Origin of the sequence: Novosphingobium sp. BL-52-GroH (genome assembly GCF_044813085.1) — a bacterium.
Taxonomy (GTDB): domain Bacteria; phylum Pseudomonadota; class Alphaproteobacteria; order Sphingomonadales; family Sphingomonadaceae; genus Novosphingobium.
Genome location: NZ_CP171150.1, coordinates 22,463 through 37,119 on the forward strand (window position 1 = coordinate 22,463; position 14,657 = coordinate 37,119).

Genomic DNA, 14,657 nt, shown 5'->3' on the forward strand with positions numbered 1-14,657 from the left:
GACGGGCGATTGCGATCAGACGGTCGCGTAGGAGTTCCGTTCGTGGTGAATTCGTACCTCGTATCTGCGGCCGGCCGATCGTGACGGTCGAACGGTCGAACCGGCGTCCTTCGGAGGGCGGCTATGCCCGGGGTGACGAGACCCGGCTTCGGATACTGGAAGTCGCTCTCACGGCTTTCGGCGATAACGGATATGAAGGCGCATCGACACGCGCGATCGCCACGCAGGCGCAGTCCAACGTCGCCGCACTTCAATATTACTTCGGAAGCAAGGACGGCCTCTACCGCGCTTGCGCCCAGCATCTCGTGGTCAAGGCGCAGGAAGGGTTGAGCGAGGCGGTCGCCTTGCTGGACGATGCCGGACCGGACGAGACACGCGAAGCCTTGGTCGAGCGGCTGTGCCAGTTTCTCGACCAACAGGCTGTGTACCTCTATGCTGACGACGACACCAGGAACTGGGTTCTGTTCCTGGCGCGGGAGCAGACGCGGGCAGAGCCCAGCGAAGCTTTCGAGCTGATTTTCGAGCAACTCATACTGCCGATGCATGTCAAGGGTGCCCGGTTAGTCGGCAGGATTATGGGCAGGCCCGCCGACGATCCGGAAACGAAGCTGACCATGTCAATGCTGACCTCCCTGCTTTTGACCATGCGCGTCTCGTCGCAGACGACCAGCCGCCTGATGGGATGGGGCGACGTCCGGGGAGAGCGGCTCGATATGGTGCGAGCCGCTCTTCGTACGCATGTCGAGAGCAACCTGCGCCGCTTGTGTTGAAGGAACTGGGCGAAGCGCCCCGTGCATCTTCGGACCTCACGGCGAGCCAGCGGCGAGGTGGTGCTGGCGCCCCTCTACGACCTCGTCGCGACGCGTGCGTGGGAGGAACTGTCCCCGCGCCTGGCGATGCGGTTCGGCGGCGCATCGCGACTGGAGGACATCGACGCGGAGAGCTTCGCCCGCTTCGCGCAGGATGCCGGGCTGACCGCTCCGTTCGTGCGCCGCCGAGCGGTGACGGTTGAGGCGGCGATCGGGGGACGGATGGCCGTGCCAGAGCTGCCCGAAGGCATCACTGCCGCGCTTGCCGAGGCGACCGCAGAGCGTGCCGCCCGCCTGGCGCTCGAGGCGCGTTAAGGGCCGATCCCGACACAGGGGCGGGACCGGCCCTCGTCCCATCAGGGCCGCGTCAGAGCGCGACCTCGACCGGCTTGGTGGTTTCGGCTTCGGGCAGCGGCTTGATCTTGAGGCCGGTCATCAGCTTGGGCAGCGCCGTGCCGATCGTGCCCAGACCCTTGCCCTGCATGCCCAGCAGGCTGGCGGCAGATTTGAATTCACCCACGCGGGTCAAGAGTTGCGGGTTGCTGCCGACCGACTGCAGCATGCCGGGCGCCGCACCGGCCAGCTTGATGTTGCGGGTGATGCCGAGCGCCAGGTTGACCAGGGCGGCGCCGATGATCTTCTTCTGCTCGGCGTTCCCGTTCTGGTAGGCGGCGGTCATCCCGTCAGTCATCGCCCCTTGCGCCGACAGGGCAGTGAGGTCTTCCTGCATCTTGGCCTTGTGGCTGCCCAGTTCGCCGAAGTTCTGCGCATTCTGGATCGCCGTGATTTCCTCCTTCTGCGTGGCGAGGCCGTTGCGGTCCTTCAGTGCCTGCGCCAGCAGCGCGGCGGAGATCATCACGTTCTTGGTCGAGAGCAGGGCGCCGTCGAGGAACGCACCGGCGTCGGCGCTGGATACGCTGCTGTCGGAGCCGCCGCCCAGCATCTTCTTACCCAGCCCGCCCAGGGCGCCGAACTGCGCCGAGGCGCCCATGGGCGCGGCGAGGACGGCGGCAGCAAGCAGGATCGCGATCGATTTACGGGTATTCATGAAAGTCACACTCCTCGATTGAATCAGGTTTGAGAAAAGGGTTCAGGACGCGGGCTTGAGCGCGGCGGCGGCTTTGGCGGCCACCGGCAATACTTGCCCGGCAAGGTCGGACTGGAGCATGGCCGACTGCGCCTGGGCATCGCTGCCGGCGGGCAGGCGCGTGGGCGACAGCGTGACAGCAAGGCCGCTCGTGCCGATCTTCGGGCCGGAGGCCAGCGCGCCCCGGTGCAGGGTGTAGCCGGCCGTCAACTGATACCCGGTAGCGGCCGGAACCACGGCGAGCACCGGTACGAAGCAGACATCCACCGGCGCCGCGGCGGCCGCCGCGAAGCGATCCCACCCGGCGAAGCTGGGGGCATAGGCAGCGAGCAGGGAGGCAAGCTGCGTCACCCGAACCGGCGCGGCTATGCGTCCGGCCAGCAGCGCGGGCGCGGCAAGGGCGTAGCCCGGCATCGCCACCTGTCCGCGATCGTCGAGGGCTGGAGTGCCCGCTGCGTCCAGGCACTGGCCGACCGTCTGGCGCATCGTCGCCGGAACGCCCGAGGCTTCGAGCGCAACGACTTCGCCACCGCGCAGGGATAGCGGGACGACACCGGCGTCGGTCACGGCAAGGCCGTCCGCCACCGCCTGGCGCGTGGTCACGTCGCCCACTGGCACCATGACGGCGCCTGTCACGCCCGGAAAGCGGCCGGCCGGGCGCAGCACCGGCAAAGTCTGGCCGAGCCCCGCCGCGCCTGCATCGTCGGTCATCACCAAGGCGCCGCCCTTGTCGGTCAGCGGTACGAAGCGCGGCTGCGGACGGAACGTGGAGATCGCCTTGGCAGCATCCCCCAGCGCATTGCGCAGGACGGCATCGTGGCGCTGCGATGCCGAGAGGCGGATACCCCGCGTCACCTTGTCCTCGATCACGTTATGCCCCTGCCACGACCCGATCGCGCGGCCCGAGGCATCCACCAGCGTCACGAAGGCGAAGGCCTCGTGGTGATCCATCACAACGCCGGGGATCTCGCTCGGACGGGTGGAGGAGGGCAGCAGGACCGTGCGCACGTCCACGACGTAGTCGGGCAGGCTGCGCGCATCGGGGGCAAGGTCGGCGCCCGCCCCGTCCAGCGCCAGCGTGCGCAGGGCCGAGAATGCGGCATTGACCGGCACCGGGGCGAGGGCGCTGCCGCTGCCCAGCGCATCCTCGAAGATCTGGCGCAGCCAGTCGGGGGCATAACCTTCGGGCGTGCCGTCGATCACGGTCAGCACGCTGGGCCGTGCCAGCGTCTCGACTGGGGCGGTCGCCAGGCGCGAAAGTACCTGGCCGGTGCGATAGTCGCCAAGCTGGGCCTGGACGACGGCATAGTCGGGCCCGGCGTAAAGCACTTTGCCGTCGCCATTGATGCCGTCGCCCGCGCGCAGGCCGGAGGCGCGGCCCTTGTCGACGACGTGGCCGGTTTCGCCTTTCGCCAGCGTCACGGTGCCGAGCACTTTGGCGCTCTGGGCATAGGGGCGGAAGGCGGCAGCGGCTTCGGTGACCAGGGCGTGCATCGCGGCGTCGAGGTGCGCTTGAACCTGGCGCGCCATCTCCGCGTCCACGGTGCCGGCGGACTGCACGCCTTGCGCCACGTCGTTGCTGGTTCGGGTGAAGACGACTTCGCCGGTGGCAGGGTTGGTGATGTCCAGTGTCAGCGTGATCGGCGCATAGGCATCGACCACGCCGCCGGGCTTGGCCACGGTGTGCAGCCCCGCGCGCGTCAGCCGCAGCGAGACGGCAAGCGTGCCGCGAAGCCGCGCCGCCGGGGTCGCCCCTGCGGGAAGGTGCGCGCCGAAGGTCGGCTCGACGTTGCGGAATCCGCTCGCGACCGCCCGGGCGAAGGCATTGCCGATGGCGACGCGCTGGTCGAGGCGGAGGCTGGCACAGAACAGCGGATCGACCATGGTGGCTCCGCTTTGCGCCGCGCCGGGCGCGCACACGCCGCCCTCGAAACCGTAAAGCGCAGGTGCGGCCCACAGCCACGGCACCCCCGCGTCGAGCGGCGCAGCGTCCTGCGCGAAGGCGGGCAGGGGGCAGGCCAGGACGGCGGCGAGCGCCGAGGCGCGCGCGAATGCGCTACCCATTGCCTTAGACCCCGCCGCAAGTGGAGAGGCACAGCGTGATCGCGCGGCCGTCGACGCTGGACTGCATCGCCGCGAAGGCGGGCCGGGCGCGCAGTTGCTGGAACAGCGCGAACTGCAGCGGCATGGCGCCTGCATAACGCACGGTCAGCCGCAGCTCGCTCGCCCCCGAGGAGACGAACGCCTGCATCTGCGCGCCCGGCGTGGAGGCGATCGCGTCGAGCAGGTCCTGTTGCAGCCCCATGTCGAGCTTCGCCGCGCGCAGTACCAGCGTGTAGTCCGCCTCCTGCCGCGTGTCTTGGCCGAGCGCGGCGCTCGCCTTCGCGCGCCAGTGGCGCTGGATTTGCGGGCCCAGCCTGGCTGCGGCGGCGCTCGACAGCTTGCGCGCGAGGTTGGCAGCGCAGTCTTCCGGGCTGATGCCCAGCGCGGTGGCGGGGAATACGCCGCTGGCGATCGTGCGCCCGTCCTCGCTGGCGGCGGCGCCCGCATCGAGCTGGCCCGAGCACAGTGCCTGCCCGCTGGCGGGATCGCGCCCGGATTGGGTGACCTTGAACGCGCCGCCCAGGAAGAACGGGGTGTTCCGTGCCTTCAGGCTGCCCAGGAACCCGGCGAAGCTGGGGTCGCGCTTGAGGTCCTGATAGCGCGGCACGCCCGAGGGATAGTACGACGAGAGCGCCATCCAGGAATCGGCGACCTGCACGTCATAGTCGAGCAGCGCACCGTTCAGGCCCTGCCGGATGGCGTCGCCGTCGACGCTCTTGGGCGCGGTCTGATAGACCACGTGCGCGCGATAATAGACGTCGTCGTGCACTTCGGCCTGGACGTTGGTGCGGTCGGCGAAGGACGAGGAGGCAGCAAAGGCGCTCGACGACTTGGTCGCCGAGGCGCTGGAGGCGCGGTTCGAATACCCGCTGGCCGAACTGCCCGCATAAGCCCCCGCAGCGGCCCCGCGCGCCGATCCCGCCGCCGATCCGCCCTGGCCCGATGCGCCGTAGGCGGCGGCGCTGCGCTGCTGGTAGGCCCCCGAAACCGCAGTACGCTGCGCCCCCGAAGACGCGCTGCTCGATCCCGAGGCACTGCGATAGCTGGAACCGCCCGCCTCCTTCGCGGATGCGGTGACGCTGGAGGTGTCGGAGAACGAGGCACCGGTGCGCCGGTCGTATTCCACGTCCAATTCGGCGGGCGCGGACAAGTCAGTCGCGGTGCCGTCGTCGCGGTCGAGGTAGACGAGGATCAGCTGGCGATTGCCGTCCGCGCGCTGCGATGCGCTGTCGAGCCCGAAGTCGGACAGCATCGTGCGGAACCAGGCCTGATCGATGTCGGCGGTGAGGTGGACGAGGAAGTCCTTGCCTACCCGCTCGGACGTCTGGGCCGAGATCATGTCGTCGCGCACCTGCCCGGCCATGCGATCGACGATGTCCGGCGTCGCCTCGCGGATACGGCCCGCGCCGATCGTCGAGATCAGCATGGCACGCACGATGTCGCGCTTGGCCTCGAGTATGGCGAGGTTGCGCACGGACTCGGTGTCCTTGGTGATCATGGCGCGGCCGTTGCCCTGCACGGTGTCGGCAAAGGCGGGGGTAATGGCCATCAGTGGCGCAAGGCAGAAGGTAGACGCGCGCAACCAGGCGCGCAGGCAAGCACGATCGCTCATCACGGGAACGGTCCTGTCAGTAAGGGAAGGGAAGTGGGGAAGGTGTCAGAAGTCGGTGTCGAGAACGACGTCGCCGGCCTGGATATGCGTGCCACCGCCCGGCTTTTCGCGCAGCGACACGCCATCCCCGGCGCGGCCGCGCGGCGATCCTGCGACGATTGCGGTTCTTGCGGCGCTTCCTGCCGCATCGCCGGCCACAGGGTTCGCCCGGTCGAGCAATGCGGCGAACCGGTCGGACCCGCTGATCTGCGCGAAGGCTGGGTCTTCGAGCGCGCGCGGGGCATCGGGCAGGCCCAGCGCGATCGCCTGGTCCAGCGCATCCAGCGCCCGGCCTTCGTTGCCGGCGAGCGCTTCGGCGCGCGCCTGCTCGAAGCGGGCGGCGGCATCCTTGGGGTGGGCTTTTACCTCGGCGGCGGCAAGGTCCACCGCCTCGCCGAAGTTGCGCGCGACGATGGCGGCGCGCACGCCGGCCAGGCCGGCAGGCGCATCCTGCTGCGCCTCGGTGCCCGACGGCGCGACCTTGTCGCACCCGGCCAGCGTCATGGGCAGCGCCGTGCCCAGGCACAGCGCAAGCGCCGCAAACCTTGCGGATTTCATGATTGATAACCCCCTAATACCGGCGTGTCCGATCGCTTACGGACGCCCCCGCCGGTGACTGCGTGATTCCAGTGACTTAGCTCGAAAAAGTATCCGTATTTTTCCCGGGTACCCTGATGGGGCCCGGACCAGTGACCATGCGCCTCATCCCGCCGGCACACCGAGTGCGACATGCAGCATTCGTTGCTGACGACGGGTCATCTGTGAGAGAAGTGCTAGGTAAACAACGATTAAATTCTTGTAATTGCAAAGCGGCAGCATTGCTGCGCAGATACTTCTGCCGGCATGCTTGGATACGGGCGGCGGTCAGCGCATGGGCAAGCTGCGCCGCGCGTTGACGCTCGTTTATCTGCTTTCAGAATCCAGCGAAGGCCTGACGCTGGACGAAATGCCGGCCGCGCTCAACGCGCTGGTCCGCCTGCAGCGCAGCCGCATCTAACGCGAAAACGACTACGAGATCGTCCTGCGCGTCGGCCCTAGTGCCGTGGACTTCGCCCGCTACTGTCGCTTTCACCCCGCCCAGACGCTTGAGATGGATGGCGACGAACTCTTCGCGAAATTCCACAGCGCCGTCTCCAGCCTTCCGACCCCGCACCTGCGCTTCAACTACCCGCTTCTGCATCCCCTAGAATGCCAGTTGCTGATGGGGGAATACGAAGTGGTGTTCAGAGAACCACCGCCGGTACATCTTCGTCCAAGTTGTCCTACCGCCAAAACGATGATCATGCGGTAGCCAGACGCTTTGCACCGTCTGGTTGATCCCACTGGCATCCTCGTGTCCGCTGCGCCGGGCGCGAATGAGGTCGCGTACCGCCTCGTCCGCCTCGAGCGGCATCCACATCGCTGTGAGTTCACCGGCCCCTATCAGCCGGGTCAGCGTCATTGCGTCACGTCGGTCCGCTTTCCAATTCAGAAGGTTGTGGGCAGAGCAGGTTTCATCAGTCAACGCAAAACGCCAGTAACTGCTGGACGGTCTACCGTGCCCCATCTCTTTCCTCAAAGCAGGCAGGGCAGACAATGTCTATACCGTGAATTTCCCGGATATCAATTATCAGCAAAATCGATCCATGCGGCACGTCGGCAGCAACATTGGTAATCATAACTAGGCGTTTCCACCCATACCATAATTATGGGATGACGTACGAACGAACTTGATAAAGAGCAGGAATGAGGGTCGCACCTAATTGAAGTTTCATTGTTTACCGGGGGGTTAAATGAATTTTGCGACCAGTCCAAAAACGGAACACGCACTGCTGCGCATCGATGACGCGCCTGCCAACCTGCGCAACTTAAATCGCCGGACCATCGCCGAGCGCTGCCAAGCGCTGCTTAATGCAGACGCTTCACTGCGAACGGTCATATCGAACGGCTTGTTAAGCCATGAAGCCAGGCTGATCCTACAACTCGCGGTCAAAGGCGGAACGATCGTCAAGGAAGCGGCGCTGTCCTCGTGGCTGTCGGACCGAGCTTTCTATGAGTTGTCCAAGCGCCTCGAACGTGACGGGGTGATCCGACAAGAGACTGCGCCCAATGACCTGCGGACAAAGCGCATGTGCCTAAGCGATGATTTGTGGCAAAAACTTTCCAGCCTGGCGGAAGCGCCTGAAAGAATTACGGCCGATTGCTGCAAGGCGGTTGCAGCCTGATGGCGTACAGGCATTCCCAATACCTGAATACCTTCGGACTTGCCGGTTCGAACGACAAAAAGGCTGATCCCTGTCCAGCGAGGGCGTCGGACCGGTTGGATGCGGCGGTCGATGATTCGATTCAATCACCCAAGTTATCGTAGAGATGGGCGACCAGGCCCTCATCGACGGCAATCGACTTCGATCGGCGGTCATGCGCATTCAGTTCAAACCTGATCAGGCCGACTGTCTCCAGGCGCTTGAGCAACTGGTGGAAAGCGCGACCGGAAAGCAGCGATGATGCCGATGCATCTTTCACGATCAGGCTCTCGCTGACAGTTGCCTGCAGGATCAGTCTAAAATCGTGGCTGAGCAAACTGCTCCCGAATTCCGCCCGCATATCGCTGTCCAGTTCGAGCAGTTTGTAAAGCGTATGCTGGACGCGGCGCCTGACCGCTGCGTCGGCAACTCGCATCGGCGGCGCCTGTTGGCCATCTGACTTTTTCACGCTGACTCACATTCCCTATTCAGCGGCAAGTACCATGCGCTTGCTTGGCGTCGCAGGCTTTGTAAACGGCAAAGCACCAGCGTGTAACGCAATTTAAAGCTGCGAATTATTCCTGCATCATTTGCCGGTTATTTATACATGAACATAATTCGTGAATATAACGCAGGCGAAAGAAGTACTTTTATTCCCATTACCGCCTTAACGACATCGCGCTGAGCCAGAGAAGTATGTCCAAACAGGCATTCACAACAAGCATCTCTGCTCCAGGCCTGAAATCGCATTTAGGGGGCATTTATGAAGTCCAGTTTTTCAGTTAGCACGCAAAGTCGTCTGCGCCGTCGGCGCGCAACACTCGCCATCACCACAGCGCTGGTGTCCATCAACGGCGGCGGTGCGCTTGCACAAAGCGTCAGCGTAACCGAGCCGACCACGACCATCGCGCTGAACACCAGCATCGCGGCTGCGGCAAATACGCCTTCAGCCTCGGTCGCAGTCAGCGTCACGGGAGCGGGCGTCGTTACCGGCGGCGGCAATGTCGTCCTTACCTCGCTCGGCGCAGGTCGCGGCGATGGCGCACTCGGCTTTGCCAGCGTGGGTGAACTGGGCGCCGTCGATGCCGACGGTCTGGTCACCGACACGGTCGGCCTGCGGCTGCTGGGCGCCGGATCGGCGGCTGCCGACAACACCGCCACGGTAACCAACAACGGCCTCGTCACGGGCGGCGTGCAGGCGACGAACTTCGGCAGCGACGTTTCGATCACCAATGCCGGCACAGTATATGGCAGCATCAACGGCACCGGCTTCGGCAACGTTGCGGTGACGACGGCTGCAGGCGGCTCCCTGATCGCAGCGTCGCAGTTCAACGGCGTGCGTGCGACCGCGTTCTCGCAGGCGACCAGCACCACGGCGGACGGCATCACCACCTCGACCATCGAGGGCGGCAACGCCGCGATCACCCAGAACGGCGATGCCACCCTGGCAGACGGCGTGACGGGCGCGAATCTCACGGCCACCGCCAACCAGGGTGACGCGAGCGTCAGCGTCAACGCCGTGGCCGGTGCGGTCTCGGCCGTCGGCGCCACCGGTTCGGGCACGTCGTGGAGCGGCGGCAACGCTGCGGTCGCGGATGCGACCACGACCACGTACGACTACGGCTTCAGCGCCGCGACCGGCACTGCGGCGGTTACCGTCGGCGCCGATGGCGATGTCACCGGCGTCTCGGCAAGCGCCGTTGGCGGGGCCACTGTTGCCGTGGACGGCAAGGTCGGCACCGGCGGCGTCAATGCCTCGTCCTCGACTTACGATTATCGCTACGTCACCACCGAAACGCGCGATGCCGACAACGTGTTCGCCGGTAACGCCTACACCCAGACCCAGAGCCAGTCCGGCGGCGCATCGAGCGTGACCGTCGGCGCAGGCGGTTCCGTCGCGGGCAGCATCAACGCGACCGGCGATGCCGGTGCGAGCGTGGCCAGCGACGGTGAAATCGCCGGCGGCATCAACGCGGTCTCCAGCGGAACCGACTACACTTACGCCGGCAGCACCAGCTACGATACCGATGGCAATCTGACCGGCAACACGTACGCGCAGACCAGCACCCGTTCGGGCGGCGCTGCGAGCGTGACGATCGGCACCGGCGGCTCGGTCAGCGGCAGCATCAACGCGGTCGGCGATGCAGGCGCCTCGGTCATCGCCAACGGCGATGTCGATGGCAGCATCACAGCCCGCCAGCCCAACATCGCCAGCACCACGTACGACAGCGTCTATACGGCCGATACCGACACGACCGTCAGCAACAGCAGCAGCACTTTCGCGGACGGGGCGGCCTCGGTCGCGATCGGTTCGGGTGCGACCGTCGGTGGTGACGTGACCTCTTACGGCAACAGCAGCGCGTCGGTCACCTCGGCGGCATCGAGCATCGTCAACGGCTCGGTCTACGTCGGCGCCCGTCCCGGCTACGAAAGCACCTCGACGACGACCAGCACGGGTTCCGACCCGGTCACCGGCGACTACAGCTACAGCCAGGAGAACACCTCCACCCGTGCGGGCGGCGATGCCACCTTCAACAACGCCGGATACGTTCGCGGCAACGTATCGGTCACCGCGCTGAATGACGCCACCGTCACCAACAGCGGCCAGGTCGTCGGCTCGACGTATGTGAACGTAGGCGGCACCGATACTGCCAGCACCTACTCCGAGAACCTCGCGACCGTGACCGAAGGGGACGTCACCAACGTCACCTACACCGAGACGGGTTCCTCGCAGACCACCGGCATCGCCGGCGACGTGACGGGTACGTATTCGGGCACCAACGGCCAGGTGAGCTTCTCACCTGTCATCGAGGGCAACATCACCCAGGAAGCGACCGGCAACAGCACGGTCAGCGCTTCGGGCACGGTCTTCGGCTCGATCGCCTCGTCGGCCGGGCTGGGCACAGGTACGTCGCAAAGCGAATGGACCTTCACCGACGTCTATGTGAACGACGCCGCGGCGCCGGAAAACAACACATCGACTTACACTTATGCGTCGACGGGTTCCTCGACCTCCGCCGCAGGCACGAGCACGGTGAACATTACCGGCCACGTGTCGGATGCCTACTTCGGGTCGCAAACCGTTTCCTCGAACGGTACCACGGGTAGCACTGTCACCGTCTCCGGCATCGTCGACGGATCGGTGAATTCGAACGCGAACGGCATCGCCAGCACGCAGAGCACCTCCAACTCGGTGGATACCTACGCGGGTTCGCCTTCGGTCCTGATCGGTTCCGACTATGCGGACAGCTATGCCAGCACCGTAACCGGCGGTGCTGGTGTCGGCAACGTGACCGGATCGGGCGAAGTCAACGGCTCGCTCAGCGTCACGGGCGTGTCTTCGGCCTCGGCTCAGGTCGCCGCAGGTGCTAGCGTGCTCGGCAACGTGACGGTAGCGGCCGCTGGCTCCGACATGGCATCGGCCAGCACGGACCTCTACGCCTTCGACGCCGAGGCCGGGACTTCCACCCGGACCCAGACCGAAGCGTGGTCCTCGCAGGTCGCCGCCGCATCCGGCAACGCTTCGGCAGCCGTCGACGGTCTTGTCGAAGGAAGCCTCGTCGTGTCGGCAGGTCGTGGCAATGCCTCTGCAACGGTCACCGGCCAGGTCGGCGGCTATGTTGACGCCTACGCCGTAGGCTTCAGCTCGGCAAACTCGACCGAGTGGACTTACGCCGGAACGTCGGCCTCGCCGGTACTGACCGATTACACCAGCACCAGCAGCTCCACCATTTCGGGAGGCACTGCCTCGGTTGTGATCGACACTTCGGCAGCCTTCAAGGCGGACGGCGTGGGCACGGCGACGCCCAGCGTCTCCGACGTCTATGCAGGAGGTCTCGGCGGCGCGACCATCTCCGTTGCGGCGGGATCGAGCGTCGATGGTTCGGCCTACGCGTCGAGCAGCTTCACCGACACGACCAGCACGGTCACGCGCAACTACGCCGACGCCGGCGTCGTCACGCAGAACTACAGCTATGCCGAAACGCTGGTCGGCAACGCGGCAAGCGTCACCAATGCCGGGACGATCGCCGGTGCGGCAGTGGCCGAAGGTCTCAAGACCGCCTCGGTCACCAACAGCGGCGAAGCGGCGGCTCTTGTCGCCTATGCCGGCGGCGTGAGCGAAAGCTACGTCGAAGTCGATAACGACTGGACCAACCTGAGCCCGTCCACCCACACGATTACCCGTACCACGACCTACACGCCAGTCGGCGGGGCCGCCTCGGTCACCAACAGCGGCACCACTTCGTACATCGAAGTCGCCGGTGCCACCGGCACGGTGACCAATAGCGGGACCGTGGAAGGCGATATCTCGCTGGGTATGGCCGTACCGAACGGCACGGCGGTCAGCGTGGTCACCTCGACCTCGCCGTCGTTTTACCCGGACGGGGTCTTCACCCCGGCTGCGACGCTGCCCACCCAGACCTACACCGTCAACCAGAACGGTATCCTGGAAGGCAACGTCTACGTCACCGGTGCGGACTACGCGGGCTACGAGACGGCCGACGCAACGTTCAAGACCAGCAACGTCGCCGCAACGGTGAACCTCAACACGGGTTCGCAGACCACCGGTTCGTTCTTCGCAGAGAACAACACCGACACCGTGGTCAACGTGAACGGCGGCAAGCTGACCCTGGTCGGCCCGGCCTACGTTCCCGCCGAAACGATCGATGCCGACGCCGTGTGGTCGGCCGGCCTCGAGGCGGGCGCCACCGGCGGCAGCTTCAAGCTGAACGTCAACTCGGGCACGGCGGAGATCACCCCGCCGGTCGATGGTCCCTTTGGCATCAATGGCGACGTCGCCGTGGGCGCCAACGGCACGCTGATCGTCGGCGCTCTGGTCACCCCGGCCAATACCGGATCGGGCGCCAGCATCACCGGCACCACGCCCACGATCGTGGGTACGGACCTCGTGGTTTCGGGCAACTTCACGACTGCCGGTACGCTGGCCGTCGGGCTCAACGGCACGCTGGTGAAGACCCCGGTTGCACCGGTCTCGACCTCGACCGACTTCCTCGCCCCGATCACCACCGTGCTGACCGGTTCGGGCCTTGCCTACACCACCCCCGAAGCGGCCGGCGTGGCGATCAACTCGCCCTCGTCGATCACCGTGGGCGGCAACCTGGCGCTTGGCGGCAAGGTGCAGGTCTATGTCCCGACCGGCTCGATCTTCCTTGGCGGAGAAAGCGCGGATCTCTTCACCGTGGGCGGAACGGTCTCCGGCGCCGTCTCGGTGGTCAGCAACCTGAACTCGCAATTCGTGACGCTGGCCTCGAAAACCTCGGGCGGCACCGTCTCGGTCGAAGCCACCCGCGTCAGCTATGGCACGGCGGCAACCAGCCCGAACGCGACCGCAGCCGCCGTCGCTCTCGACAAGGCCATCCCGGGCGTGGTGCAAGTTCTGGTCGACGATGCATCGGGCGTGCGCAGCTACGCCTCGATCGACGAACTGAACAAGATCCAGGACGTCGCTAACCTGGTGTCGAACCTCGACTGGAACCTCTCTGCGGCGCAGGCTGCCGCGGTGTTCAACGAGCTGGCTTCGGCTTCGATCTATGGCTCGCTCGCCAACCTGCGTCAGAACGTCGCGTTCCAGGGGCAGCTCGATCAGCTTGCCCAGCGCCGTGACGGTCAGGCCGGTGCCACCGGTCTGTGGATCGCGCCGATCGGCAACTTCGCGAAGTTCAGCGGCACTGACTCGGGTGCCGCAAAGATTGACGCGACGAGCTATGGCGCGGGCGCAGGCCTCGACATCGCCTATAACGAGACCGGTGCTTTCGGCTTCGGCTTCGGCTATGCCCGCCACAACGTCGATGCCAAGGGTCAGCCGGTCAAGGTGGACGGCAAGACCTACTCGCTGGGTGCCTACTGGACCCAGGGCTTCGGTCCGCTCTCGGTCAATGCGCAGTTCGTCTACGGCTTCTCGAGCTTCGATGCGCAGCGCAACTTGGCACTGCTGGCCCGCAAGGTCACCGCGGAGTTCAACGGCAATGAATGGGACGGCAGCATCGGCGTGTCGTACAACTTCGGCCAGGGCGATGTCGAAATCGTGCCCTACGGTGAACTGGCGATCCGCCACTGGAGCACCAAGGGCTTCACCGAAGAGGGCGGCGCAGGTCTGGGCCTCAAGGTCGAAGGCGACAGCAAGAGCGTCTTCGAGCCGACCCTGGGCGTTCGTTTCGCCACGGTTGCCACGCAGACCGACACCTTTACGCTGCGGCCCTATGCCAGCCTGGCCTACACGTTCCAGGGTGATGCGGGCACCACCCGCACGGTCGGCTACCTTGGCGATCCCGACGGCAACACTTTCGCACTGAAAGGTGTCGATCCGAAGGGCTATGCGACCGTCGCCGCCGGTCTCAGCACCATCGTGGCTGACAAGGTCAACATCTCCCTGGGCGGTACCTACGCCTTCGGTAGCAACAACAATGTCGCGACCATCCGGTCGGTGATCGGTATCAAGTTCTAATCGCCCCCTGAGCTTGTATCCACTGGAAGGGTGCCGGCACGTCCGGCACCCTTCTCTTTGTGCACATCTGATAAATTTACCTTGCCGCTCTGTCGCGCTTTCTTACACTGATTTTCGTGCGACAGCAGCCGGCAGCGTGCACCGACAGGTCGACTTCTGCGAGCCGGCGTCCTCGCCACGATAGCAGCAAGTTCTGCGGTCGGTGTGACGTCGAAACGCTCGACAAGAAGCTGGTCGGATACCGGGCATTCAGGTCCGCGATCCAGTTTGGATTGCGAACGCACGCAGTCAGATCAGACCGTCTGCCAATATGACCTGC

General features: G+C 65.5%; 11 protein-coding genes. 5 read left to right on the forward strand and 6 right to left on the reverse strand.

Annotation, left to right across the window (positions count from 1 at the left end; translation table 11 throughout):
- Positions 1-80 precede the first annotated feature (80 nt).
- Together ACFFDA_RS07755 and ACFFDA_RS07760 are read left to right on the forward strand one after the other, a co-directional pair.
- Positions 81-770 (forward strand): CerR family C-terminal domain-containing protein, encoded by a 690-nt coding sequence (locus tag ACFFDA_RS07755; protein WP_404478562.1) that lies wholly within the window; start codon positions 81-83, stop codon positions 768-770.
- A 21-nt stretch (positions 771-791) separates the two neighbouring features.
- Positions 792-1,124, forward strand: a complete 333-nt coding sequence (locus ACFFDA_RS07760) for a hypothetical protein (RefSeq protein WP_404478563.1) — start codon at positions 792-794, stop codon at positions 1,122-1,124.
- Between the two features lie 52 nt (positions 1,125-1,176).
- Here ACFFDA_RS07760 and ACFFDA_RS07765 read toward each other — a convergent pair whose 3' ends face one another.
- The 4 genes from ACFFDA_RS07765 to ACFFDA_RS07780 are packed head-to-tail and all read right to left on the reverse strand — an operon-like array spanning position 1,177 to position 6,208.
- Complete coding sequence (locus ACFFDA_RS07765) at positions 1,177-1,857, reverse strand: hypothetical protein (protein ID WP_404478564.1); 681 nt, start codon at positions 1,855-1,857, stop codon at positions 1,177-1,179.
- A gap of 42 nt (positions 1,858-1,899) precedes the next feature.
- Positions 1,900-3,960, reverse strand: a complete 2,061-nt coding sequence (locus tag ACFFDA_RS07770) for a hypothetical protein (protein ID WP_404478565.1) — start codon at positions 3,958-3,960, stop codon at positions 1,900-1,902.
- Positions 3,961-3,964: 4 nt separating this feature from the next.
- Positions 3,965-5,611 (reverse strand): hypothetical protein, encoded by a 1,647-nt coding sequence (locus ACFFDA_RS07775; protein ID WP_404478566.1) that lies wholly within the window; start codon positions 5,609-5,611, stop codon positions 3,965-3,967.
- A 45-nt stretch (positions 5,612-5,656) separates the two neighbouring features.
- Positions 5,657-6,208, reverse strand: a complete 552-nt coding sequence (locus tag ACFFDA_RS07780) for a TPR end-of-group domain-containing protein (protein ID WP_404478567.1) — start codon at positions 6,206-6,208, stop codon at positions 5,657-5,659.
- Between the two features lie 313 nt (positions 6,209-6,521).
- Between ACFFDA_RS07780 and ACFFDA_RS07785 the strand changes: the two genes are divergently transcribed.
- Positions 6,522-6,647, forward strand: a complete 126-nt coding sequence (locus ACFFDA_RS07785) for a hypothetical protein (RefSeq protein ID WP_404478568.1) — start codon at positions 6,522-6,524, stop codon at positions 6,645-6,647.
- 186 nt (positions 6,648-6,833) lie between these two features.
- Here the strand turns inward: ACFFDA_RS07785 and ACFFDA_RS07790 are convergent, their stop codons facing one another.
- Entirely contained in the window at positions 6,834-7,154 is a 321-nt protein-coding gene (locus tag ACFFDA_RS07790; protein ID WP_404478569.1) for a hypothetical protein, read from the reverse strand.
- A gap of 268 nt (positions 7,155-7,422) precedes the next feature.
- Between ACFFDA_RS07790 and ACFFDA_RS07795 the strand changes: the two genes are divergently transcribed.
- Complete coding sequence (locus tag ACFFDA_RS07795; RefSeq protein WP_404478570.1) at positions 7,423-7,854, forward strand: hypothetical protein; 432 nt, start codon at positions 7,423-7,425, stop codon at positions 7,852-7,854.
- Positions 7,855-7,975: 121 nt separating this feature from the next.
- On the opposite strand, the gene ACFFDA_RS07800 is transcribed toward ACFFDA_RS07795, so the two are convergent.
- Positions 7,976-8,341 carry a MarR family transcriptional regulator gene (locus ACFFDA_RS07800; protein WP_404478571.1) on the reverse strand — a complete coding sequence of 122 codons (366 nt, stop codon included), beginning with the start codon at positions 8,339-8,341 and terminating at the stop codon, positions 7,976-7,978.
- A 294-nt stretch (positions 8,342-8,635) separates the two neighbouring features.
- Between ACFFDA_RS07800 and ACFFDA_RS07805 the strand changes: the two genes are divergently transcribed.
- Positions 8,636-14,338, forward strand: a complete 5,703-nt coding sequence (locus tag ACFFDA_RS07805; RefSeq protein WP_404478572.1) for a hypothetical protein — start codon at positions 8,636-8,638, stop codon at positions 14,336-14,338.
- Positions 14,339-14,657 lie beyond the last annotated feature (319 nt).

What these genes read in the sequence shown, in the direction of transcription:
- ACFFDA_RS07765 (WP_404478564.1), bottom strand. Translation starts at nt 1,857, where the DNA reads ATGAATACCCGTAAATCGATCGCGATCCTGCTTGCTGCCGCCGTCCTC.
- ACFFDA_RS07770 (WP_404478565.1), bottom strand. Translation starts at nt 3,960, where the DNA reads ATGGGTAGCGCATTCGCGCGCGCCTCGGCGCTCGCCGCCGTCCTGGCC.
- ACFFDA_RS07775 (WP_404478566.1), bottom strand. Translation starts at nt 5,611, where the DNA reads ATGAGCGATCGTGCTTGCCTGCGCGCCTGGTTGCGCGCGTCTACCTTC.
- ACFFDA_RS07780 (WP_404478567.1), bottom strand. Translation starts at nt 6,208, where the DNA reads ATGAAATCCGCAAGGTTTGCGGCGCTTGCGCTGTGCCTGGGCACGGCG.
- ACFFDA_RS07785 (WP_404478568.1), top strand. Translation starts at nt 6,522, where the DNA reads ATGGGCAAGCTGCGCCGCGCGTTGACGCTCGTTTATCTGCTTTCAGAA.
- ACFFDA_RS07795 (WP_404478570.1), top strand. Translation starts at nt 7,423, where the DNA reads ATGAATTTTGCGACCAGTCCAAAAACGGAACACGCACTGCTGCGCATC.
- ACFFDA_RS07805 (WP_404478572.1), top strand. Translation starts at nt 8,636, where the DNA reads ATGAAGTCCAGTTTTTCAGTTAGCACGCAAAGTCGTCTGCGCCGTCGG.